Origin of the sequence: Actinophytocola sp., assembly GCF_050699935.1 — a bacterium.
Taxonomy (GTDB): Bacteria; Actinomycetota; Actinomycetes; order Mycobacteriales; family Pseudonocardiaceae; genus Actinophytocola.
The window spans coordinates 1-23,731 of the sequence record NZ_JBOHGB010000109.1; the positions used below are offsets into that span (position 1 = coordinate 1).

Annotated in this window: 18 protein-coding genes and 1 pseudogene; 12 read left to right on the forward strand and 7 right to left on the reverse strand. The window is 71.2% G+C overall.

Annotation, left to right across the window (positions count from 1 at the left end; genetic code table 11):
* Window positions 1-113: 113 nt before the first annotated feature.
* The 5 genes from ACRDTB_RS27310 to ACRDTB_RS27330 form a co-directional block, all read right to left on the reverse strand.
* The gene (locus ACRDTB_RS27310) at window positions 114-1,283 is read right to left on the reverse strand and encodes a DUF58 domain-containing protein (RefSeq protein ID WP_431434857.1); all 1,170 of its coding nucleotides are present in this window, start codon (window positions 1,281-1,283) and stop codon (window positions 114-116) included.
* Window positions 1,280-2,275, reverse strand: a complete 996-nt coding sequence (locus ACRDTB_RS27315; protein ID WP_431434859.1) for an AAA family ATPase — start codon at window positions 2,273-2,275, stop codon at window positions 1,280-1,282. Before ACRDTB_RS27315 ends, ACRDTB_RS27310 begins: the two co-directional genes overlap by 4 nt.
* An 8-nt stretch (window positions 2,276-2,283) precedes the next feature.
* Window positions 2,284-4,509, reverse strand: coding sequence for a protein kinase domain-containing protein (locus ACRDTB_RS27320; protein ID WP_431434861.1), 2,226 nt, complete (start codon window positions 4,507-4,509; stop codon window positions 2,284-2,286).
* 122 nt (window positions 4,510-4,631) lie between these two features.
* The gene (locus tag ACRDTB_RS27325; RefSeq protein WP_431434863.1) at window positions 4,632-7,046 is read right to left on the reverse strand and encodes an FtsK/SpoIIIE domain-containing protein; all 2,415 of its coding nucleotides are present in this window, start codon (window positions 7,044-7,046) and stop codon (window positions 4,632-4,634) included.
* A 98-nt stretch (window positions 7,047-7,144) separates the two neighbouring features.
* The gene (locus ACRDTB_RS27330) at window positions 7,145-7,843 is read right to left on the reverse strand and encodes a hypothetical protein (RefSeq protein ID WP_431434865.1); all 699 of its coding nucleotides are present in this window, start codon (window positions 7,841-7,843) and stop codon (window positions 7,145-7,147) included.
* A gap of 171 nt (window positions 7,844-8,014) precedes the next feature.
* Between ACRDTB_RS27330 and ACRDTB_RS27335 the strand changes: the two genes are divergently transcribed.
* The 4 genes and pseudogenes from ACRDTB_RS27335 to ACRDTB_RS27350 form a co-directional block, all read left to right on the forward strand.
* Complete coding sequence (locus ACRDTB_RS27335; protein ID WP_431434867.1) at window positions 8,015-10,453, forward strand: PASTA domain-containing protein; 2,439 nt, start codon at window positions 8,015-8,017, stop codon at window positions 10,451-10,453.
* Between the two features lie 96 nt (window positions 10,454-10,549).
* Complete coding sequence (locus ACRDTB_RS27340; protein WP_431434869.1) at window positions 10,550-10,978, forward strand: hypothetical protein; 429 nt, start codon at window positions 10,550-10,552, stop codon at window positions 10,976-10,978.
* Window positions 10,975-12,066: a hypothetical protein gene (locus tag ACRDTB_RS27345; RefSeq protein ID WP_431434871.1), complete on the forward strand. Its 1,092-nt coding sequence runs from the start codon at window positions 10,975-10,977 to the stop codon at window positions 12,064-12,066. The genes ACRDTB_RS27340 and ACRDTB_RS27345 overlap by 4 nt, the downstream gene beginning before the upstream one ends.
* A 100-nt stretch (window positions 12,067-12,166) precedes the next feature.
* Window positions 12,167-12,348 (forward strand): annotated as a pseudogene (locus tag ACRDTB_RS27350) (HTH domain-containing protein); the annotation flags it as partial.
* A gap of 214 nt (window positions 12,349-12,562) precedes the next feature.
* Here the strand turns inward: ACRDTB_RS27350 and ACRDTB_RS27355 are convergent.
* Both ACRDTB_RS27355 and ACRDTB_RS27360 read right to left on the reverse strand, forming a co-directional pair.
* Window positions 12,563-13,798 (reverse strand): hypothetical protein, encoded by a 1,236-nt coding sequence (locus ACRDTB_RS27355; protein ID WP_431434873.1) that lies wholly within the window; start codon window positions 13,796-13,798, stop codon window positions 12,563-12,565.
* A 176-nt stretch (window positions 13,799-13,974) separates the two neighbouring features.
* On the reverse strand, window positions 13,975-15,081 hold the full coding sequence (locus ACRDTB_RS27360) for a HesA/MoeB/ThiF family protein (RefSeq protein WP_431434875.1): 1,107 nt from the start codon (window positions 15,079-15,081) through the stop codon (window positions 13,975-13,977).
* Between the two features lie 248 nt (window positions 15,082-15,329).
* Between ACRDTB_RS27360 and ACRDTB_RS27365 the strand changes: the two genes are divergently transcribed.
* The 8 genes from ACRDTB_RS27365 to ACRDTB_RS27400 form a co-directional block, all read left to right on the forward strand.
* Window positions 15,330-17,741 carry an ATP-binding protein gene (locus ACRDTB_RS27365; RefSeq protein ID WP_431434877.1) on the forward strand — a complete coding sequence of 804 codons (2,412 nt, stop codon included), beginning with the start codon at window positions 15,330-15,332 and terminating at the stop codon, window positions 17,739-17,741.
* Entirely contained in the window at window positions 17,738-18,175 is a 438-nt protein-coding gene (locus tag ACRDTB_RS27370) for a monooxygenase family protein (protein ID WP_431434879.1), read from the forward strand. The genes ACRDTB_RS27365 and ACRDTB_RS27370 overlap by 4 nt, the downstream gene beginning before the upstream one ends.
* Before the next feature lie 326 nt (window positions 18,176-18,501).
* The gene (locus ACRDTB_RS27375) at window positions 18,502-19,875 is read left to right on the forward strand and encodes an MFS transporter (protein WP_431434881.1); all 1,374 of its coding nucleotides are present in this window, start codon (window positions 18,502-18,504) and stop codon (window positions 19,873-19,875) included.
* The gene (locus ACRDTB_RS27380; protein WP_431434883.1) at window positions 19,872-20,528 is read left to right on the forward strand and encodes a hypothetical protein; all 657 of its coding nucleotides are present in this window, start codon (window positions 19,872-19,874) and stop codon (window positions 20,526-20,528) included. The genes ACRDTB_RS27375 and ACRDTB_RS27380 overlap by 4 nt, the downstream gene beginning before the upstream one ends.
* A gap of 314 nt (window positions 20,529-20,842) precedes the next feature.
* Complete coding sequence (locus ACRDTB_RS27385; protein WP_431434885.1) at window positions 20,843-21,022, forward strand: hypothetical protein; 180 nt, start codon at window positions 20,843-20,845, stop codon at window positions 21,020-21,022.
* 138 nt (window positions 21,023-21,160) lie between these two features.
* On the forward strand, window positions 21,161-21,748 hold the full coding sequence (locus ACRDTB_RS27390; protein ID WP_431434887.1) for a protoglobin domain-containing protein: 588 nt from the start codon (window positions 21,161-21,163) through the stop codon (window positions 21,746-21,748).
* Window positions 21,745-22,338 carry a MarR family winged helix-turn-helix transcriptional regulator gene (locus ACRDTB_RS27395; RefSeq protein WP_431434890.1) on the forward strand — a complete coding sequence of 198 codons (594 nt, stop codon included), beginning with the start codon at window positions 21,745-21,747 and terminating at the stop codon, window positions 22,336-22,338. Before ACRDTB_RS27390 ends, ACRDTB_RS27395 begins: the two co-directional genes overlap by 4 nt.
* 6 nt (window positions 22,339-22,344) lie before the next feature.
* Window positions 22,345-23,731: GAF domain-containing protein (locus ACRDTB_RS27400; RefSeq protein ID WP_431434892.1), on the forward strand; the 1,387-nt coding region annotated here is incomplete at its 3' end.

Here is a 23,731-nt window from a genome sequence, read left to right on the forward strand (position 1 = left end):
GGCGAGCACCAGGTCCGCGCCGGGCCCGCCGAACGCCGGGGCGAAGGACAGGCCGGCCAGGGCGGCCAGCGCGGCGGACGCCACGATCCGTACCGATGCGGCGGTGGTCGCGCTCATCCGCCGTCGCCCAGCACCATGCGGTCCCACGCCGCCACAGCGTCGGCGCCGGTGGGCGCGGCCAGCACCGCCATCCCGGGGCGGCGATGCAGCGGCACCGCCGGGTCGCCGGGCGCGGTAACGGTCACCACGACGACCGGGGAGAACCGGCGCCGCTGCGCACCGAGCCGGGCCACCAGTGCCGGCTCGCGGGCGCCGGTGATCACCACGAGCGCGCCGCCCGCGGTGGCGCGCTCGACGGTCACGAGCAGCGTCTCGGTCGTCTCGTCGTGCTGCTCGACCATGGCCAGCCGGTCCAGCAGCGGTGCCGTGCCGGCGCCCGCCACCTCGCCGGGCAGCAGCAGGGTCGCCGGGCGGCCCGCGTACACGGCGGCCTGCGCCACCGACGCGGCGACCTCGGCGGCGTGCTCGAAGCCGTCCGGCGGCAGCGCGGTTCGGCGCGTGTCCAGCACGACCGTGGTGTTCGGCTCGGTGGTGTCCACCTGCTCGCGCACCATCAGCACGCCGGTGCGTGCGGTGGTCCTCCAGTGGATCCGGCGCGGGTCGTCGCCGCGCTCGTACTCGCGCAGGGACGAGAAGGTCACCGTGCCGCCGCGGGTCTGGGCCCGCCGGCCCTCGAAGTCGGGCACCGTGCCGACCGGCAGCGGTCGCGCCGGATGCACCACCGGATACACCCACAGGGTCAGCTCGTCGGCGAGCCGCTGCGCCCGGCAGCACAGCCCGAGCGGGTCCCGCCGCTCGACGGTGAGCGGACCGAGCGGCAGCCGGCCACGCCGCTGGGCGCGGATCGGGTAACGCAGGGTGCGCCGGCCCGCGCCGGCGATCAGCGGCACGGCGAGCTCGACCCGGTGCTCGCCGACTCGGTCGACGGCGAGGAAGCTCGGCGCCGGCCAGCGGGATTGGTTGCGCGCCACCAGCTTGCCCCAACTCGGCTCGCCGACCGTCACCCGGTCCGGCCGCACCGTGCGGTGCAGCGCCACCCTGGGCCGGACCACCACGAGCGCCCCGGCGAGCACCAGCAGGGCCAGCCCGCCGATCGCCAGCATGATCAGTAGCCGGTAGCCGAGCACGACCCCGGCCGGGTACCCGACCAGGCAGCCCACGAGCAGCGACCAACCGGCCGCCGTGAACGGACCCGGCAGCGCGCCACCCCGCGGCGCGCTCATCCGCGGCCCGAGACCACCGGTACGGGCACCGAGCCGATCACCTCGGCCAGCACCTCGGCGGACGTGGTGCCGCGGACCTCCGCCCGCGCGGTGAGCATCAACCGGTGGGTGAGTACCGGGCCCGCCACCGTCTTCACGTCGTCGGGCACGACGTAGTGCCGCCCGTCTCCGGCGGCGAACGCCTGCGCGGCGCGCATCAACGCGAGGCTGCCCCGGGTACTGACGCCCAGCCGCAGCAGCTCGTGCTCCCTGGTCGCCTTGGCCAGCGACGCGATGTACCGGGTGATCTCCGGTGCGGTGTGGACGGTGGCGGCGATCCGCTGCAGTGAAGCGACCTGCTCGAGCGTGGTCACCTGCCGGGGGATGGGCGGGCCGGCGATCGCGCGGCCGTCGAGGATCTCGGCTTCCACCTCGAGATCCGGGTGGCCGATCGCGAGCCGCATCAGGAACCGGTCCAGCTGCGCCTCGGGCAGCTGGTAGGTGCCCTCGAGGTCGATCGGGTTCTGAGTGGCCACCACGAGGAACGGCGACGGCACCGGATGGCCGACACCGTCCACTGTGACCTGTCGCTCCTCCATCACCTCGAGCAGCGCGGACTGGGTCTTCGGGCTGGCCCGGTTGATCTCGTCGGCCAGCACGACATTGGCGAACACCGGTCCCGGCCGGAAGCGGAACTCCTTGGTGTCCTGGTCCCAGATGGACACTCCGGTGATGTCCGACGGCAGCAGGTCGGGCGTGAACTGGACGCGTTGCCAGCTACCGGCGATGGTGGTGGCCAGCGCCTTCGCCAACGAGGTCTTGCCGGTGCCCGGCACGTCCTCGACGACCAGGTGGCCGCCGGCGAACAGGCAGGCCAGCGCGAGCCGTACGACGTCACTCTTGCCCCTGATGACCTGGTCTATCTCCCGCACCACCAGGTCGTGCACCTGCCGGAACTGGCCGGCGCGTTCGGCCGGGGCCACGGAGTCCTGCTGCGGTCGAAGTGTTGTCACGGTGGGTCCTAACGGTTCGGGCAGGAAGCCGACGGAGCCGGTCCGGAGTCCGGCTGGGGCACGCCGAGCGCGATCACGGTGTAGCAGGGGGCCTCGCCCGGGTCCTCGTCGAGGTAGGACGAGTTGCCGGCCGACAGCTCGTCGAGCGGTTCGCGGCCGCGAAGGATCGCGTAGGCCTGGAAACCGGGCTGCTCCTCGACGCCGGGTGACCAGCGCAGCCGGACCGCGCCGTCGGCCTCGAAGGTCGCCTCGACCGGGATCGACCGGTATTCGGGCAGGCCGGCGTCGTCACCGTCGCCACCCTGCTGCCCGGCGGCCAGCCACACGCCGATGGCGGTACCGATGACGGCGGTGGCCGCGGTGGCGGTCACCAGGGGCCACCACCGGCGGCCGGTCCCGGCAGGCACCCGGGCGTCGGGCAGCGGCGCCCGCGTGCCGTCCATTGTGGACTGCAAGATGTCGGCGTCGGTCGGCGTCGACCCGGTCGGGTTCGTCTCCGGGGCCGGCGACGGCAACCGCACCTGCTGGGTGGGCATCCGGACGGACGCGGTGGGCTCGAACGGGGCGCCGGGGGCGGTCAGCGTCGCGAGTGCCTCGGCCACCTGCCCGGCTGCCGGCCGGGCGGCGGGGTCCTTGGCGAGGCAGGCCGACAGCAGCGCCCACTCCCGGTCGGAGACGTCCCGCGGGCGCCGCGGTGGCACGCTGAAGTGCTCCCGCAGCAGCGCGAGCTCGCTGTCCGCACGGAACGGGCGATGCCCGGCGAGAAGCTCGTAGCAGGTCACGCCCAACGAGTAGACGTCGCACGCGGCGGTGGGCGGCCGGTCCGTCGCGAGCTCGGGAGCCACGTATGCCAGGGTGCCGAGCAGCGCGGACCGCCGGGTGATCGTCGGCCGGTCGCGCATCTTGGCGAGCCCGAAGTCGGTGAGTCGCGCGGTGGCATCCGGTCCGCTGCCGGTCACCAACACGTTCTCCGGCTTGACATCCCGGTGGATGATGCCCGCCGCGTGCATCGCCGCCAGCGCCCCGGCCACCTGGCCCAGCAGCCGGATCCCGTCGGCCCTGGCGAGCGACGCCCGCGCGACCACCTGGCGGAGGTCCGCCCCGTCGACGAGATCCATCACGATCGCCATCTCGCCGCCCTCGACGACGAGGTCGTGGACCTTGACGAGATGCGGATGGTCCAGCCGCAGCAGGACGTCCCGCTCGCCGAGGAACCGGGCCACCGCCCGGCGGTCCCCGGCCAGCTCCGGGTGCAGCAGCTTCGCCGCGAACTCCATACCGTCCGCGCGCCGCCGGGCCCGGTACACGGTGCCGGTGCTGCCCCGGCCGAGCGGCGGATCGTCCAGCCAGTACGCGCTGCCCAGCGGCCTGCCCTCGGCGATGTCCGGCCCGTCCGGCGACACGGTCTCCTGCCGGGACGGCGGCACGGGTGACCTACCAGCATGGTCGGTCAGCGCCGCCGCGAGCTCGAGCGCCCCGGCCGGGCGGGCGGCCGGGTCGGCGGTCATCGCCTCGGTCAGCGCGGACAGCACGGCGACCGGCACGTCCGTGCGGGGCATCGCCGGCCGCTGTCGCGCCAGCCGTTCCGGTGCGCCGGCGGTGCTGCCTGCGAGCAGTGTCCACAGTGTCGACGCGAACGCGTACACGTCGGCGGCGACCGTCCAGTCGCTCCCGGCGAGCACCTCGGGCGGCTCGTGTCCCGTCCCGTCGTCCGCCGCGACCAGCTCGGCCAGCATCGGCAGGGCGGGGATGGTCAGCCGCACCCGCTCGTCCGGTTCGCGAAGCAGCGCCCGGGGGCTGAGCGCGCGGTGCGGCTCGCCGGCCTCGTGCAGCGCGGCCAGACCGGCCGCGGCGTCCGCGGCGGCGGCCAGCGTCCGGTCGACGGAAAGCGGCCCGCGCGCGGCGAGCTCGCCGGCCAGGCTCGGGCCGAACGGACCGGTGAACAGCACCGGCCGGCCCTCGTCGTCGACCGCGTGATCGAGCAGCCGCACCACGAACGGGCTGCTCGACCCGGCCAGCGTGGCCCGCGTCCGGGTCGCCTCGGTGTGAAAACGCTTGCGTGCCGGCCGGTCGGTCTCGCCGAGCACCACGTGCGCCGTGGCCGCCTGCCCGTCCGCTGCGCGCACGGCCGGCGCGGACGCGGTCAGCGGGCCCAGCCAGCCATGCGGGTCGACCCGCGGTGCGTCGCGGAACAGGAAGCCCGCGAGGTCGCCGAGGCTGGACTGCTGACCCACGATGTCTCCCGATCCACCCAGAGCCGTGCCGTCGTGAGGCGACGCAGCGACACACGGTAGCCGGTGGCCGGGCAAACCGTGCGAGAACGTGGCCTCCAGGTGCACGGTGGCGGGCTCGGCGGTCATGCGCCGGCTCCGGCCGTCACCCGCACGGAGTTGGCGTCCGCCCGGCCGGTGGCCACGCGGATCGCGGCGGCGAGTGCCGACAGGTCGGTGTCGTCGCTCGTCGCGCCGGCCCGCGGCCGGCCCAGCTCGGACACCACGCGTGCCCGCACGAGCACCTCGTCGGTGCCGGGAGTTCTGCTGTGGCGTGGCCAGTCGATCCGAGCCACGTGGAACGTGGTCGGCCCGGTGCCCGGGGTTCGCAGTACGGCCCGGCCCACGCGGCGCGGCGGAATGTGGGCCGCATCCGGTGCGTCGAGCACCTCGCGTGACTCGCTCTCCGCCCGCACCCGCAGGCAGATCCGCACCCCGGTGGTGGCCCGCAGGTCGGCGGTCAGCACCTCGGCGGGCCGTCGCGCGGTCAGCACCAGGTGCACGCCGAGCTGGCGACCGCGCATGCCGATGCCGGCTACGCCGGGGAGGAACTCCGGGATCTCGTCGATCAAGGAGTCGAGATCGTCGACGACGACCACGAGCCTCGGCAGCAGGACACCGGTGCGGGATCGGTAGTCGTCGATGTCGGTGGCGTCCCGGCCGGCCAGCAGCTCCGCGCGGCGGCTCAGCTCGGCCGACAGCGGCGCCAGGCCGCGCGCGGCCTGGCGGCCGACGGCCACACCGGCGCAGTGCGGCAGTCGCGCGCACGCCGTCAGCGCCGCGCTTTCCTTGTGGCCGAACAGAAAGAACGTCAGCGCATCGGCCGAGTCGGCCAGCGCCAGCGAGCCCACGATCGTCGCGAGCAAGCCGGACTTGCCGGCACCCTCCGCACCGGCGATCAGCACGTGCGGGCCGTCCGCGCGCAGGTCCGCGACCACCAGCCCGTCCGCCCCGGCCCCGAGCACCACGGGCGAGCATCGCCCGGTGGCCCAGCGTCGCTCGACCAGGTCCGCGTCCGACGCGGCGACGCCCGACAGCGGCAGCTCGACGAGCTCGGTGAACCGGACCGACTCCGCCGCGGAGGCGGTGTGCGACAGCCGAAGGGGCGCCATAGCCCTGGCCAACCGGGTCGCCTCGGGCAGGGCCAGCCCGTCGACCAGCACGTCGGGTTCCGGTGCCGCGCCGTGGCGGCGCAGGACGGCCCTGGTACCGAGCGGCGTGCAGGTGACCAGGGTGGACCGGCACGCGTCGGGCAGTGCGGCCGGGTCCGGGTCCAGGCACAGCGCGTGGATCCCGGCCGTGGGCCCTGCCGCGAGCAGGTCGGCCAGCTCCGGAAGCCCGCGCAGGTGACGGGTTCCGTCGAGCACCAGCAGCACGGAGCCCTCGACACCGCGCCCGACACCCCGCCCGGCCGCCCGTTCCCGGACCAGCGCGCGCAGCTCGGCCAGGCGGGCGCGGGCCTGCTCGCCGTCCGTGCCGAAGGCGCGCCGGGCGTCGACTCCGGCGGCCGGCCTGGTGTGCGGCAGCCAGCTCGCCCATGCCCAGTCCCGCGCACCGTCCGGCCGGCTGATCACGACGATCCGCACGTCGTCCGGGGCGTGCAGGACGGCGACCTGGGCCACCACGGCGCGGGCGGCGGCGAGCAGCGCGGGGCGCGGCGTCGCGGCGATGCCCAGCACCTCGTCGGCCAACTCGACCGTGACCGGCAGATCCCGCGCACCCGGCCGGTCGGCTAGACCGAGCCGGGTGCGCAGGAAGTCCGGGTCGTCCCGCCGCCGCTGCCACAACCGCGCCGACGGGCCACACCCCAGCGCCACGACGGCGGCCGGGTCCGGCGGATCACCCAGCAAGGTCCGATGTGGACGGTGGAACCGCGCGGCACCGTTGCCGTCGAACGAGGTGTCGGCGTCGGCCACCACCCGCGCCCGAACCGCCACCGCCGTCTCGCCCAGGCCGAGCGTGTCGCCGTCGTGGATCGCGGTGCCGTCCACGAGCCGCCGCCCGCGCAGGCGCACCCCGTTGCGCGATCCGGCGTCGCGCACCCGCACCTGGCCGGTGTGGTCCATGGACACCCATGCGTGCTCGCGGCTCGTCTCCGGGTCGGCGAGGACCAGGTCGGCGTCGCGGCGCCGGCCGAGGCACAGCCGTGCGCCGGGCCGAAGCGGCACGCTCGTCCCGGCGTGCAACCCGCCCACCACCGCCACCTCACGTTCGCCGGAGTCGACCAGCGGCGCGTCCCCCGACGTCACCGGCCGGACGGGATGACCGAGTCCGACGGCGGCCCCGTGCACCAGCGCGGCCCCGTGCACGAGGCCCGGCGTGGCGAGCGGCGCCGTGTCGGGCAGCGGTGCGAACCCGGCGTAGAGCGGGCCGTCCTCGTCGGCACCGAGGTAGGTCCGCAGCGCACGTCGAAGCTGCCCGACTCGCGCCCCGTCGGCGGCGCGGACGAACACCGCCGTGCGCGCGCCGTCGAGTGCCTCGCACACCAACTCCAGTTCCATCCCCACCCCCGGCCCGTGGCCCTGCGGACGTGGTCACGGTAGGAAACCGTGCGGCACTAGCGGAATCGGAAGCCCTCCCCAAGCGCGCGCCCGGCCCTCTAGTGGTCGCGATGGAGCAGACGGAGGTCGTCCTTGGTGATGATCTTGGCGGCGAGCACGTACTCGGCGAGGTTGGTCAGTGCCTTCCAGCCCATCATGTTCGGCACCCCCGCCTTGTCGAGCCGGGTGCGCAGGTACTCGATCCGTTTGACGAGGGTGGATCTCGGCCAGCCCAGCCGCGCGGCCGCCGCGCCGTACTCCTTCGGGTGCGGGTCGTAGCGCGGCCCTTCCTCCAGGAAGCCGGCGAACAGCGCGACCAGCGCCATGCGATCGTCCTGCCGGATCAGCACATCCGCGCCGACGGCGGTCGGCCGGCCGGGCACCGTCGTACCGGTGGGCGCCTCCGCGCGGGCCGGCCCGACGATCTCCAGCTCGTGACTGCCTTCGCGGCCGTCGACCACGACGCGTACGCGCCCCTCCAGGGCATACCGCTGCTTCGGCGCCAGCACCTTGCGAAAGCCGATCTCGTCGATCACCGACAGCGGGCGGCGGGTGCTCAGGTTGGTCACCCACCACACACCCCCGTCGGCGTCGATGGAGCCGGCCAGCCGGGAGATGCCGACGTCCTCGGCATCGAGGGAGACGGTGCAGCCTTCCGCACGCCCGAAGGTGAACTCACCGTCCGGGGCCCGGAGCTCGTACGTCGTGTCACCCGCTCGCACGGTCACCGGCGGTGGCGCGTACCCCGGGTCCTCCACCGTGACATCGTGGCAGACGCCCGGCTACTCGGGGAGCCCTTCCCATTACCACGCGCGGGTTCCGGTCGGTACCCTGCGCCTGGCAACCAGCTCGGGTCGGGAGGGGCGGCTGTGACATCGGCGGCGGATCGCATTCTGCGGCGGGTCTCATCGCGCGGCCGTGCGGGAAGCATGCTTCTGGCGTGCGCGCTGCTGGCCGGCGTGCTGGCCGCCACGATCGGCGCCGGCTACACGGTGTCCCGGCCGTTGCTCGACGACGCGGTCGCGTTCGTGACAAAGGGAACCGGGCTCGCCCTCGTCAACGCCGAGTCCCGCAGCATCGAGGCCGAGGCCCTGGATCTGGCCCCCGACAAGCGCGACCTCGAGGTCGTGACGCTGCCCGACGGTCAGGTCTACGTGGTCGACAACGTCCGGAAGCGGGCACGGAAGATCGACGCGTCGATCATGGAACCGGGGCCTGAGGTCGAGTTCGACGACGGGGACGCGAGCGTGGTGGCCGCCGCGGACGGCGCGTACGTCGTCGACGGCAACCGGGTGTTCCAGCTCGACGCCGACAGCCGGCGGGGCGCGCCGGTGGAGCTCCCGACGAGGTCCGCCGGCCAGATCGTGCCGGACGCCGTCGAGGGTGTCTGGGTGCTCACCGAGGACCATGCGGTGACCCACGTCGTGGGCGACGCCGTGCGCCGCACGGTTCCCGGCGACCTGCGGATCGAGCACCTCACGGTGGCCGACGAGCGGCCGGTCGGCCTCACCGGCGACGGCGAGCTGCTGAACCTGGCGACCGACCCGCCCGCGCGCGTCACCGAGACGCGGGTGCCCCACGAGCAGGTGCTCGTCGGCTCCGCCAAGGGCCCCGGCCCGTGGGTGCTCGTGCTGGCTCTCGACTCGGGCGAGCTGGTCGCGACCGACATCCGAACCGGCGACACCAGGACGGCCGGCGTCCGCGGGCGCGAGCTCGGCGAGCCGGTGCAGGCACACGGGTTCGCGTACGTGCCGGACTATGGCGACCATGTCCTCCACGTGGTGAACATCGCCACCGGGGAAAGCCTGGACGACATCGAAGTCCCGGGCAGGTCAAACACCTTCTCGCTGGAGGTCCGCGCCGGGCGGGTGTGGGCGAACGACCAGTTCGACCGCCGGGCCGTGGTCGTCACCGACGGCGATGACGACCAGCTCGTCGACAAGGGCGACCAACCCGGCCTGACCGACACGCACGGCCCACCGGACGAACCGAAGGACGAACCGGAGGAGGACCCGACCGAGCACGGTCCGCCGCAGCGCCCCGACCCAGGGGCCGCGCCGCCGTCCGGGCCCGTGTCACAGGTCGAGGTGCCGCGCATCGAACCGGGCACGGACGTCGAGACCGCGTGCGCTCAGCTGGGGGCGGCCGGCCTCCTCTGCCAACCCGTGCCGGTCGGGGACGGCGGTGAACCGGGCACGGTGACCGACGATCCGACCGAGCCGACCGCCGGAACCCGGGTCCCCAAGGGAAGCACGGTCACGACGCGCCATTACGGCCCGGCGGCGGTCCCCGATGTCGTCGGCCAGTACTCCGACGACGCCTGCGTACAGATCGAGAGCACCGGGCTGGACTGCCGCCGTCAGGCGCGCGACGGCGTCGCGCCGCGACCGTCGGATCTGGACCTGGTCACGTCGCAGGACCCCGGTGGCGGCGGTGAGATCCCGCCCGGCGGCGAGGTGACCGTCGTCTACTTCGACAAGGCGCGGATGGAGAGCTACCTCGGTCGGGTCGGCACGAAGGCCTGCGCGACGATCAGGCGGTCCTACCACCAGGCCGTGGACTGCCGGACGGTCGTGGGCAGGACCGAGGCGCAGACGGGGAAACCGGCGGGGACCGTCTACGAGCAGGTGCCGGCTCCGGGTGGCACGGTGAGCACGCGTCGACCCGTCACGTTGACGGTCGTCGCGCCCAGCCAGGGAGTACCGGACGTCTTCGGGCAGACACCCGAGAACGCGTGCGCGATCCTTGCCGCCGAGCCCTATTCCTACACCTGCGACCCGCGCGCGGACGCACCGCCGGCGAGCCGGGTCGTCGTCACCGGCCAACAACCCGGCGCGGGCGCGAAGTTGGATCCCGGTGGCACCGTGACGATCCACTACCCGGGGATCACGCCCGCCTATCACGCGCTGTGCCGGAAGTCCAACGGCGACTTCGTCTTCCGCATGCTGGCCAATGGCTGCAACGTGGAATTCGGCAACGAGAAATGGGACATGGGTCTCGCATATCCGGCCGGCACACCGCCCTACGCCGGTACGATCCCGCTGTACGAGCATTACTGCACCGGTACGCGGCAGGCTTGCAAGGGCTTTACGCAGAATCGGTTCTACAGCAGAAGTTCCGCCCCGGTGTACCAGGAATGGAGCGTGTCGCCCGGGCCCACCGTGCTCGCCAACTGCGCCCAGCTTCCCGGCGGTGGCGACGGTGATCCCGCGGACAACCTCGTGCCGCTGTACCAGGTGATGTACGTGGACAACAGTACTGGCGAGACCGTCCGCAAGTACACGATCCGCCTGACGCCGAACTCGCCGCAGCCAGGTATCGGACCGCCGGCCGGCAGTGAGTTCCTCGGCTGCATCTGGGCAACCTGAGGCGATTGGGAAACCCTTCCGATTTCACCCTCCGTGTATTTCGTCGAGACTTGACGCAGTGCGGCCTGCCGCATTTGACGAAATATGGAGGGAATCATGCACGTACAACGAACGGCGGTGGCCGTCAGCGCCGCCATAGGGGGAGTCTGCACATTCCTGCCGTGGGCGGGCGTGCCGTTCCTCGGGTCGGTTGACGGAACCGAGCTGAACGGCTCGCGCGGCTGGATATCGCTGACGCTGTGCGCCGCGGTTCTCCTCGGCGTGCTGCTCGGGAGAATCGGCGACCCGCTCTCCGGAGGTGCGGTCTTCCTCTGTGCGCTGTCCGGCGTCGGGATCGCCGCGATCGCACTGTGGACGATCATCGAGATCCACGTCGCTGCGCAGGCATCCCCCTTCAGCGCGGGCGTCGAGGTCGGTCCCTACCTGCTGGTCATGGCGGGACTCGCCATCGCCGCACTGGCCACGAAGACGACGTGGCACCCGGGAACGCGCTGCGCGTCCGCGTCGCAGGGAGGAGCCCGATGACGGCGGCAACCCGGAGAGGCACGCGGATCCTGGCCACGATCGCCCTCGTGCCGAGCATCGTGTTCACCGGATGCGCGGTACCCGGCACACCGGCGGGGGCGCAGCCGGCCGGGACGCAGCAGACCCGCCACCACACGCCGAGCGCACAGAACGACGCACAGAACGACGACACCGGTGGACCGGACCTCGTCGCGGCCGGGCGACCATCCGCGCGGCTCCCCGGCATGGACCGGGTGGTGTTGACGCGAATGTTCCAGCACGACCACTGGACGATCGACGCGATCGCGCAGGCCAGCCCGCCGGAGAAGGTCCAGTACCTGTGCGAGACGCTGCGGCCCCTGAAGCCGACCTACGTCTCCGGACTCATCCGGCTCAACGGTACCGAGCCGGTCACCGCGGAACAGATCGAGATATTCGCCGGGGTGAAGACCTGCCTGCCCGAAACCCGGTTCGACGTCGTGCTGAACGCGGAGGACTACTACGACGGCCGCGGCACGAGTCTCCCGGACCGGCTGCGCCACCTCCAGCAGAACCTGCAACCGCACGGCTGGTTCTTCGACTTCTTCACGAAGCCGTGGAAAGCGGGCAAGGCCGACAACATGCGGGCCGGCATGCGTTGGATCCGCGGGCACCACATGTTCGTCGGCGGAAACACCTGGGGTGCGGACAACATCCCCGACCACGCCGACTTCGTCTCCGTCACCAACCTCGGCGGGGTCGGCAAGGCGGCGGACCTGGCGCGGCGGATCAAGCAGCGCCACCACGGCCTGCCGGTGCTGATGCACATCCGCAACGATCCGCAGAAGGACCACACCGAGGGCCTGCGCTGGATCCACGCGACCCCCGACCGCCGCGAGCAGCTGCTGGGCACGCACCTCGCCGGCGTGCGGGCGGGGGAGTTCGACCAGTACATGTACCCGGTGTTCTTCCCGCTGAGCTGCCAACGACCGGCCACCAGCCCGAACAGGGGCTGTGTCGCCGCGACGCACAGCTCGTACAACGCGCGAGCGGATCACCTGCTCCGCCGGATGTGCACGACCATGGGACGGCCGTCGAAGCCCTGTCAGCGCCTCGCGCATCTGGACTGACGACCGCGCCGCCGGCGGGGTGGGCGGGCGGATCCCGCGATCGGGGCCGGCGGCCATCGCGATTGGCAGGACTGCGGCGGCGACGGCCGTAGCCGACCCGCTGCAGACCTCGGCGCGGCTGCTGAAGGTGCTGTCGCTGCTGCAGATCCATCGCGACTGGTCCGGGGCCGAGCTGGCCGCTGGGCTCGGAGTGACCGCCCGAACCGTGGGCGCCGCGTCGTGGACCGGCCGCGCGAGCTGGGCTACCCCGTGCATGCGCTGCGCGGCACCGCCGGCTACCGGTGTTGATGGCGCAGAGGAGCCGATCTCCCATGACCAAGTACGTGATCGGTCCGGACGTGGCCATTCGCCTGGCTCACGACCAGACCGTGATCGACGGCGAACACCAGCTCCTGGCCCCGGCGCTTCTTCGCTCGCAGACGCTGTCGCTGCTCTACCAAGAAGTGCACGGCGGTGAGATGACCAAGAATTGGTGCTGGGCCAAGCTGGAGCCTCGTCACCGCAGGATCTGTGCTCGGCGCAGCCGTCGTTCCCGGATGGCGAGTAGGAGGGGCACGACTCGCTGTCCCACGACGAGAAGCACGGCGGCCAGTGATGACCAGAACGACCAGGAGGTCGGGTCGGGATCGAGCAGGTTGCCGCCCACCCACCGAATGACCTCGATCATGAAGGGGATGACGTAGGTGAGCAGGAACCACAGGACGGCAAGCATTCCTGCGACGTAGGCGACGCCGAAGTAGCGTGCGACGTGCCGGTCGTGGTCGCTGATGGTTGCGAGTTCGTTCGCTTCCTGGTCGTTCAGGCGCCACAGGCGTTTCTTCGTGGTCAGCCAGGTCGCGCGGTACAGGTCGTGGCAGTGCAGAGCGTTCGCCAGCACGGCGTAGATGTCGCTTCGCATGAACACGGCGAAGAACTGCCAGGCGATCACGAGGATCTGGAGCAGGACGAGTGCGGCCAGCAGGCTGTCGACCGGACTCGGTAGGGCAAGCAGGCCCTCGCGGTCGGACAGGCGCAGCAGAAGTACCGCCGTCAACACCACGAAGTCGAACGCGATGCCGGCCAGGAACGGGCTGTAGCGCTTGCGCCGAGGGATGGCGACGATCTGGGTGAGGTCGGTTTCGAAGACCAGGAAGGCGCTGCGGTAGCTGACCCGGAAGACGGCGGGAACACCCACCGCGCGCCCGGCCAGCCAGTGCCAGGACTCGTGCAGTGCCGCGAGAACCAACCCGAGCGGGTAGAGCGTGAGCATCGACAGGATCGGGTCGGGCAGCCACCAGAAGTCCTGAAACGACGGCCGCAGATCCGCGCGGGCAATGAGCACGGTCGCGGCCAGGGCAGCGGCCAGGATATAGGCCGTCCACGCCACGCGTCCGAACAACCGTTTCGCGGTCTGCTCGCGCACGCCCTCGATCCACCGGATCCGCCGCCCGGTCGACCTGTCATCCGCATCATCCGCAACGCCCGCGGCATCGGTGTCGAGCAGCCCCGACTCGCTGAGGTCGTGCAGGAAGTCCTCGCCGTCCACGTCCGCGCCGGCGACCGCGCTCGCGCGAGCGGTCGCTTCGGACAGGGTCGCTCCATCCTGGAGTTCCTCGATGAGTACGGCACCCGGCTCGGGCACCGAAACGTAGACGCCGAGGTCCGGGCGCCCCAGCACGTAGTCGTCCCCGTCATGGCTCACGACGAGGCTGCGCACCATGACAGCCAATGCCTCACCGATGTTCTGGGTCAAACGGGCTCCAGGCGAAGAAGGGCGGCGCTCTGGCGATTCCCTTGCGGAGATCCGCCAGAGCGCCGCGACTACACTCAGGAATCGTCAGCAGTCCCCCGGCGGCGGCACCGACGTGAGGCGAGTGTTCTCGATGCGCTTGACCTTGATCTTCATTTGATCACCTCCCTTCCGTAGCTCTAGCGATCAGTAGATTCGCCACAAACCGCGCAGGAGGCAGATCGCTGCCATTCGTCCTGGCGGGTGGCGCAGCCGGCGGCGAAGTCCAGCGTCATCGGCTTTCCGGCGTATGCGGGGGGCTCGAACCTGGTGAGGAAGCGAAGAATCTCGAACGCGCACAGCGCACCGAGTAGGCCGGCGATGGGCCCGATGCCCCGGTTGATCCTTGGCTTCCCGGTGTACATCCGAAATGCCGCCTGCTCATCAGCTGGCATCTCGTTCAGTTCGTATGCGCACGCACGACAGGCGCTCTTACCCGGGTCGACCGACCACACGCTGCCCATCGTCACGGTCATGCCGCCACGCACGAACGGCACCCCACGCGACACACAGCCGGCGTTGACCCACTCGTCGACCTCGATCGGGCTGTCCACGCCGGACATGACGGCATCAGGAGCGAACTGATCGATCAAATCGACCACGTCACGCCGGCTGGTTACCTCGCCGTGGACGGCCTTGACACCGATCGATGGATCGAACGCCCGGACCCAGTCAGCGGCTAACTCGACCTTGGGCGCGCCGATGTCGGCGAATCGGTAGAGGTACTGCCTGGCGAGGTTGCGCGTGTCGACCTTGTCCCGGTCGAGCAGGGTGAGCCGGCCAACCCCGAGCCCACATAGATGCGGGATCGTGTTCGAGTTCAGCCCACCGGTTCCGAGCACCAGGACGTGTGACTCCCGGAGGGTCTGCTGGAAATCCTCGTGACTTCGTGCCATCGATGCGAACGGCTCGAAGAACGCGAGATTGCTGAAGTACCGCTCACTCGACTCCGCGTCGAACCGGCCGAGCCGGTCTTCGTCTTCGACCAGCCCATGGCTGTCGAGCAGGTCGACCGCGTCGACGACGTCCCGCACCGGCACCGGCGCTCCCCGTTCGGTGATCGCCGCGGCGAGTTGGGCCGGTGTTCGGCCGCCCTCCGTGAGCAGTTCCAGCAGGGTGCTCACCGTGCCGTCCGGATCGGCGAGCAGGAACTGATCCCGCAGGTCGTAGACAACCCTTACCTCGTCACCGTCCCGCTCCCAGGCGACGCTCTTCAAACGCGGGCGCACCATATACTCCTGCTCCACTCACTCAAGACAAGTCGGGCAGCCGATCCCACGCACCACCGGGGGCGCACGCGTGATCCTGAGCGATCACGCGGCCGTTGTCGCTAACCTGGATCAACGTGGATCAAGCGGACTTTCCGCCAGCTCCGACCGGGGCGCGCACAATCGATGAGCTGGTCACTCGCCTTCGGCAACTACGCGTGTGGTCCGGGCTGCCCTACCGAGAGCTGCATCGGCGAGTGGTCCGGGCGCGGCGGGCTCGCGGAGTCGTGGAACTGCCGGCGTACTCCACCGTGTATCGATCGCTGCAGCCCGGCCGCAGCCGGCTGGACGTCGAACTGCTCGTCGACATCGCTGGCGCGCTGCTCGGAAACAGTCTCAAAGCGGCCGAGTGGCGGCAGACCTGGCGGGACGTGACGAACGCGGCAAGCGACGGGTCGGTCGTGACCGTCGCCGACTCGTTCCCTCGCGATCTGGCAACCTTCACCGGTCGCGGTCTCGAGGTGGCCCGGCTGCTCGAGGCCGTCGACGGCACGGACGCTGCCGGACACGCGCCCGTGATCTCGGTGATCGAGGGCATGGCCGGCGTCGGCAAGACCACGCTGGCTGTTCGCGTCGCGCACCTGCTGGCTCGGCACCGGCAGGTTGGCGAGGTGCGGCTGTGGGCGGATCTGCGCGGGTACGACGTCCAACGTTCGCCAGCCGACCCCTCGGCGGTACTGGACGGCTTCCTTCGCCAGCTCGGGGTGCCGGGTGGCCAGCTGCACCAGCTGAGCCTGGACCGCAGGATGGCGCGGTACCGGAGGCTGCTCGCCGGAAGGCGCGCGGTGATCGTGCTGGACAACGCCGCGACCGAGGACCAGGTTCGCCCGCTGCTGCCGAACGCGCCGGGCTGCCTGGTGCTGATCACCAGCCGCCGGCGGCTGGTGCGGTTGGCGGGCGCGCGACGGGTCCGCCTCGAAGCGTTCACTCCGGACGAGTCGATGGACCTGCTGCGCCGCCAGGTGGGCGCGGAGAGTGTCGACGCCGACGCCGACTCGGCGTCCCGCATCGCCGAGTTGGTGGGCCATCTACCGCTGGCGCTAGCAGTGGTGGCCAGCCAGATCCGGAGTCGTTCCGGTTGGGCGCTACGTGATCACGCTGCGCGGCTCGTGGAACGCAAGAAGAACCTGCGGGTCGAAGACGAGATGGAGGTGGCGATCGGACTGTCCTATGAGGATCTTCCGGATGAGTCGCGGTCGCTGCTGCGACTGCTGGCCATCCACCCCGGCCGCGACATCGACTCCCGCGCGTGCGCCGCGCTTGCCGGCACCGACCACGCCCGGGCAGCCGGGTGGCTGGACTCGCTGGTGGCGGACAACCTGGTCCAACGGCGCGAGGTCGACCGGTTCGGCCTGCATGACCTCGTACGGGTGTTCGCCGCCAGCGTGGCGCGCGATGTGGACGCGGAGTCGGCCAGGGTGGCGGCGCTGCGTAGGTTGTTCGCCTACTACCGGCATGCCGCGGCGGTGGCGATGGATCACTACGCACCCCACGAGCGGGAGCGCCGGCCCGACGTGTCCGCAACGGATACGCCACCGCCGGAGTTCACCCAGCGAGCGGCGGCGATCGTCTGGCTGGACGCCGAGCGGCCGAACCTGCTGGCCAGCGCCATACACGCCGACGAGTCCGGCTGGACCGAGCACGCCGCGACACTGTCCCTGCTGCTGAGCCGGTACCTGCACGACTCGGCGCACTACGGCGACGCGGAGTTGCTCCATGGCATCGCCATCCGATCGAGCGATGAACTCACCGTGGCCCACGCACGCCGGAACCTGGGGGCGGCGTGCGTGCGGACCGACCGGCACGCGGAAAGCGTCACCCACTTCAAGCGAGCACTCGAGATGTTCGATCGGATGGGCGATCGAAGCAACTGGGCACGGGTACTGAACAACCTGGGCAACAGCTATCACCGGCTGGGCGACTACCAGGAGGCGCTCAGTTGCCACCGGCATTCGTTGCGGGTATTCGAGGCGACGGGCGAGCGGGCAGGGGAGGCCAGGGCACTGGGCAATGTCGGCATCATGTGCCGGCTGATCGGGAGAACCGAGGAAGCGAAGCGCCGGCTCGAGCAGGCCCTCGCGATCACGCGTGAGATCGGCGACCGGGCCGGCGAGGGGCAGATCACCGGCAACCTCGGATTGGTCTACGAAGCGGAGAGCCGCTACGACGAAGCCGTCGCCTGCTACCGGCGCTACGTCGATATCAGCCGCGAAGTTGGCTATGCGGTCGGCGAGATCGAGGCATTGTGCTGCCTCGGCTCCGGTCTCGGCCGGCTGCGCCGCTACGACGAGGCGCTCGAGCACTACGAGAAAGCGCTCACCCTCGCCCGCCAGGGCGACATCGGCGAACTCGAACTGCAGCGGCTCAACGGCCTCGGCACCCTGCTGCACAGCATGGGCCGGCCCGCCGCCGCGCTGTCCACCCACCGGGAGGCGTTGTCACTCGCCGAGGAGCTGGAAGACCGTTATCACCAGGCGCAAGCCTACGACGGAATAGCACAGTGCCAGCTGGCCGAGGGCGATATCACCTCGGCTACGGAGCACTGGCGGCGGGCACTGGAGCTGCACACCGAGGTCGGCACGCCGCAAGCCGGCGTGATCTCCGAGCGCCTCGACAGGGCAGCGAGGATGACGCCATGAGCGCGACGATCCTCGACCGCCATCGGCATGAGCGGACCGCGCCGCCGCCTGGTTGTAACGTGGCGACCTGGCAGCCGCGCACTCGAGGTCCTGATGGCGAAGGTCATACGCGGGCGGATGACTCACCAGCACGGCGGCGAACTCGTGGTCTTCCTGATCGGCATGACCATCAGCAAGCCCTGGCGACCGGACCTGTGGTGGCCCCGTTCCGGGCCATGTCAAAGATGTTGCGTGAGCTGTCGGAGGCGGAGGAGTCCGGCTTGCTCGGACATCGCCTGATGTGGGAGGGCCGGAATCCCACGCTGATCCAGTACTGGGACAGCATGGAGAAGCTGTACTCTGGCACGAGACTTACCTGTCCCGCTATGCCGAGACCGTTGACGTCAACACTCCGGAGCTGGGCCTGGCGAGGTTCACCGAGCTGGCCGTATTGAGCCGGACGGAACCGCTGTCGTCGCCTGACGCGGAACCCCGGTAGCCACACCAGCAGGGCCCCTCCGACCGCGTGACCGTGGGGTTCGGGGGCGCGCGGTGTTTGGGCTCTCGGCGCGGGTGAAGGGGCTCGTCTACCGGCGAACCGCCGTTGTCCTTTGAGGACAGCGACGGCGCCGCCGCGGCTCCGGCCGACGGACCGGGGAGGTCCGGCGTCGGCTGTGGCGGATCCACAGTGATGCGCGAGCACGGTGGGTCGGTGACACATGGTTCCCACAGCGGTCGGCTCACAGACTCTCAGCGACTTCCAGTTTCGCGAGAGGACCTGATGATGGCCGCCTCCTCGACAGTGGACCGTTCCCCGATCCGCAAGGTGGTGGTCGCGAGCATGGTTGGCACCACCATCGAGTGGTACGACTTCTTCGTTTTCGGCTCGGCGGCCGCGCTGGTGTTCAACGAGTTGTTCTTCCCCGAGTTCGATCCGCTCGTCGGCGTCATCCTCGCGTTCGCGACCTACGCGGTCGGGTTCGTCGCCCGCCCGCTCGGCGGTCTGGTGTTCGGGCATTTCGGCGACCGGATCGGCCGTAAGCGAATGCTCGTGGCCAGCCTGCTGATCATGGGTGCCGGTACGTTCGCCATCGGTCTGCTGCCGGGCTACGGCGCGATCGGCGTGTGGGCGCCGATCCTGCTGGTCGTCTGCCGTCTGCTGCAGGGGTTCGCGGTGGGCGGCGAATGGGGCGGTGCGGTCCTGATGGTCGCCGAGCACGGGGACTCCCGCCGCCGCGGGTTCTGGTCCAGCTGGCCCCAGGCCGGCGTGCCCGCGGGGAACCTGCTCGCGGTCGGTGCGCTCGCGTTGATGTCCGGTGTCACCACCGACGCGGCGTTCGTCAGCTGGGGCTGGCGCGTGCCGTTCCTGGCCAGCGCCGCACTGGTGGTCGTCGGGCTGTGGATCCGGCTGTCGCTGTCGGAGTCCCCGGTGTTCCAGCAGGCACGGGCCGAGATCGAGCGCACCAGGCAGCCGGCACCTGTGCTGCGGGTCGTGCGGCGCTACCGCAGGGAGGTGCTGGTGGCCATGGGTGCGCGGGTCGCGGAGAACATCTCCTACTACGTGTTCACCGTCTTCGTGCTCACCTACGTCACCAAGTACCTCGGGCTGGGCCAGGATCTCGCCCTGACCGCGGTGCTGATCGCCTCGGCGATCCAGCTGATCATGATTCCGCTGTTCGGTGCCCTGTCCGACCGGGTCGGCCGTAGACCGGTCTACCTGTCCGGCGCTGCCGGGCTGGTGTTCTGGGCCTTCGGCTTCTTTCTCCTGCTGGACACCAAGTCCACCGCGGGGATCCTGCTGGCGGTCACCGTGGGGCTGATCTGCCACGCGGCGATGTACGGCCCGCAGGCGGCGTTCTTCGCCGAGCTGTTCGGCACCGGGGTGCGCTACACCGGCGCGTCGGTCGGCTACCAGCTCGCGTCCGTCTTCGCCGGCAGTCTCGCGCCGATCATCTCGCTCGCCCTGCTCACGACCTTCGGCTCGGCACTGCCCGTCTCGCTGTATCTGGTCCTCGCCGCCACGCTCACGCTGATCGCGGTGCTGGTCGCGACCGAGACCAAGAACCGTGACCTGACGGCGGACACCGGCATCGCCGACGAGCCGGCACGAGGGTCCACGCTCGTCCCCGAGATGCAAGGGAGAGGAAAGGAATGACCAGGTTGGTTCGCACGTGTCTGGCGGGCGCGGTCGCATTGCTGCTGGCGACCACCGCGTATCCGGCCATCGCCGTAAGCGACGAGCAGCGGTCTCGCCTCCGGACCGACTACGCCGCGATCCAGAGCATCCTGTGGGACAGCTTCAAGGTCGACGCCACTGGCGAGCCGCAGAACGGCGAGTACACGGGCAACGTCGACACCGACGCCTACTACGGCACGGAGTTCACCTACCAGGCCGGCGACGGCCGCCGCCACGAGCTGATTCGCTACCAGCCCAAGGGCGGCGGCGAGGTGGTCTGGGGCTGGACCTACGAGTACCTCCGCGACGGCGACGACTTCCACGAGGTGAGCCGTCGACTCACGCGCGACGCCGCCTATCCGCCGTCCGACACCGATTTCGAGGTGGTACAGGAGGTCGAGCACGGCAGCTACGGCGGCCGGATCTGGTGCACCTGGGGTCGCGACATGGTCATGGTCACCGGCGACATGATCGTGGCGACGGCCGGACTGTACGGCCACGAGCAGCTCGGTGAGTCCGGCAAGGTCTTCGTGGAGCTCGCGAGAACCGGTGTGGACAAGATCATCGATGTCGTCTACGAGGGATCACCCGCCGAGGGCGACTACTGCACCGAGGAGAGCACCGCGCCATGACGGCCGTGGTGCCGCGCCGCAACTATCCACAGTAGACAGTCGGGCGCGTGAGGAGCTGATCGTGAACATCAGCTGGCCGCGGCGCCGCGGCCGTCGCACCGGGTACGGCCCGCTGCTGGCGGTGCTCGTACCGCGGGATCGACTGTCCTTTGTGTCCACCGGCACCGGAACGGCCGACCTTCGACGGCAGCCAGGTCGAGGCAGCCGACGGCTACGGCGCGTCGCACCTCAGGGCGTCCTCGAACAACACCTTGTCGAACGACGTCTTCCGTAACCCGCAGAACGACGACGGATGTCCTGGCTGCATCCACGGCGTGTACGCCGCCGTGGGCAGCGACGACAACCTGATCGCCGGCAACAACACCATGGTGTCGTTCTGGCGGTTCAGGAACGACGAGGGCGAGGCGGAGGACCGCGGCACGGACACTGCGTCGACGACAACCTCTACGACGGCCCGCGCCGGCGACGGCGACGTGCTGGACGGCGATGCCTGACCGCGGGACCCCGATGCGGGCTCACCACGTGGCGGACCCACAGTGCGCGCCATATGGACTGTGGATCCGCCACATCGAGTGTGATCCATCTCTTGACTATCGTCCAGATGCATAGGAATCCTATGGATCGGAGGCGGCATGACGAACACCATGATCCCCGGATACATCTACGACGAACCGGCCCTGCCAGCGTCGCCGGTCACCGAGGCCGACCTGGCCGAGCTGCGTGCGAGCGTGCTGTTCGGCGAGGAGGACGAGGCGGCATTGCGTAGGGCGGGCGAGGTGCTCGCCGGCCAGGTCGAGGACGTGCTCGACGTCTGGTACGGGTTCGTCGGCGCGAACCCGCATCTCCTGGCCCACTTCGCCGACGAGGACGGCAAGCCGCTCCAGGACTACCTCGCCCGCGTACGTGTCCGGTTCGGACAGTGGATTGTGGACACCTGCAACCGGCCGTACGACGCGCGTTGGCTCGCCTACGCCGACGAGCTCGGCCGACGGCACACCGCGGCCGCGAAGAACCGCGCCGACGCGGCGCGCTCGACGGCGTCGGTTCCGTTGCGGCACCTGATCGCCCTGATCTATCCGATCACCGCGACGGTCCGGCCGTTTCTCGCGGCCACGGGCGCAACGGAAGAGGAGGTCGACGCGATGCACGAGGCCTGGCGTAAGACGGTGATCATGCAGGTCGCGCTGTGGAGCCGGGCATACGCGCCGGAGCAGTGGTGACCGACGAGGTCGACCGCCGGCTGACCTTTGCGCTCGAGCGCGTCGGCCAGGCGCTGCGCACGCTGCTGCGCACGGCCGCGGCGGCCGAGTCGCTGACCCCCGTGCAGGCGCAGCTGCTGCTCCGGCTGCGGGCCGCGCCGGCCGACCAGCGCGCGGTGACCCCGCTGGCCAGATGGGCGGACATCACGCAGCCGACCGTGTCCGACGCGGTGGCCGCACTGGTCCGCAAGGGCCTGGTGGCTCGCCGTGGCGACCCGCGCGACGGGCGTGCCACGCGGCTGGTGCCGACCGCGGCCGGTCGCGCCGCGGCCCGCCGGCTCGACGGCTGGGACGAGCCGGTGCGTGACGCGCTCGCCGCGAGCCTGTCGCCGGCCGAGCGGGCGGAGTTCGCCGGGCGGCTACCGGTGCTGCTCGGCGCCCTGCATCGGGCGGGCGTGCTTTCGGTGGCCAGAACCTGCCCGACGTGCCAGCACTTCCGCCCGGAGGCACACCCGGGAACGGCCGAGCCGGCGCACTGCGCGCTGCTCGACGCTCCGCTGGGTCCGGCCACCTTCCGGCTGGACTGTCCCGACCACCAACCGGCCGCGTAGCCCGTCATGGTCCGATCGTTCGTCGACCTGCTTGACGAGGAGGCTCCGCCGGAGGCGTTCGAGGAGCAGCTCCGGCTTGCCCAGCGGGAGGGCGCGACGCCGGAGGCACTCGAGCGGCTGCGGGCCGAGATCGTGGTCGCACTGCGGGTGCGGTCGACGATGGCCAGGCAGCACCAGCGCGAGGCGGAGCTGCGCGCGCTGTACGAGACCGCGACCGACCTGACCGCGATCCGCGACGTGGACGCGGTGCTCTCCGCGATCGTGCGGCGGGCCCGCGCGCTGCTCGGGGCCGATCTCGCCTACCTGAACATGGTCGACGAACAGCGCCAGGACGTCTATATCAGGGTCACCGACGGGTCGACCTCGGCCCGGTTTCGCGCGATCCGGCTGCCGCTCGGGGTCGGGCTCGGCGGTCTCGTGGTGCAGACGGCGACCCCGTACGCCACCGGCGACTACCACGCCGATGACCGGTTCGTGCACACCGACTCGGTCGACGCCGCGGTGGCCGACGAGGGGATCCACGCGATCCTCGGCGTCCCGTTGCAGGTCGGCGGCAAGGTGATCGGTGGGCTGCTGGCCGGGAACCGGGCGCCGCGGCCGTTTCCCCCGGACGAGATCGCGCTGGCCAGCTCGCTCGCCGCGCACGCGGCGGTGGCGCTGGAGAACGCACGGCTGTTCCAGGCCAGCCAGGACGCGCTGCGTGAGCTGGACCGGGCGAGGGCCCTGGTGCAGCGGCACGCCGAGGCGGTCGAGAACGCCGCCAGCGTGCACGACCGGCTCAGCGCCGTGCTGCTGCGCGGCGGAGATGCCGCGGAGGTCGCGGAGGTGGTGGCGGACGTGCTCGGCGGCTCGGTCGCCGTGCTCGACTCGGACGGCGCCGTGCTGGCCGCGGTCGACACCGCACCCGAGGTGGACGACGTGCTGCTGACCGCGGTGAACCAGGCCCGGCTCTCCGGCCGCGCCACCTCCGTGGACACGGCCACGGGCCGCGCGTGGCTCGCCGCCGCGGTCGCCGCCTCCGACCACCTGGCCACGCTCGTGCTCAGCGCCCATCCCGAGCCGGAGCCCGACCTTCGGGTGCTGGAGCGCGCGGCCGTGGTCACCGCGCTGCTGGTGCTGTTCCAGCGGACGGTGGCCGAGGCCGAGCACCGGGTCCGCGGTGAGCTGCTCGAGGACCTGCTCACTCACCCGGACCGGGACTGCGCGACGCTGCGGGAGCGAGCCCGGCGGCACCGGGCCAACCTGGACGTCCCGCACGCGGTCGTGGTCGCCAAGGTGGAGGGTGTCGCGCGGAGTCGTGTGTTGGCTGCGGCGGCTCGGTTGTCGGCTCGGTTGCGTGGTTTGGCCGCGCATCGTGGGGGTGAGGTGGTGCTGGCGTTGCCGGGTATGGCGC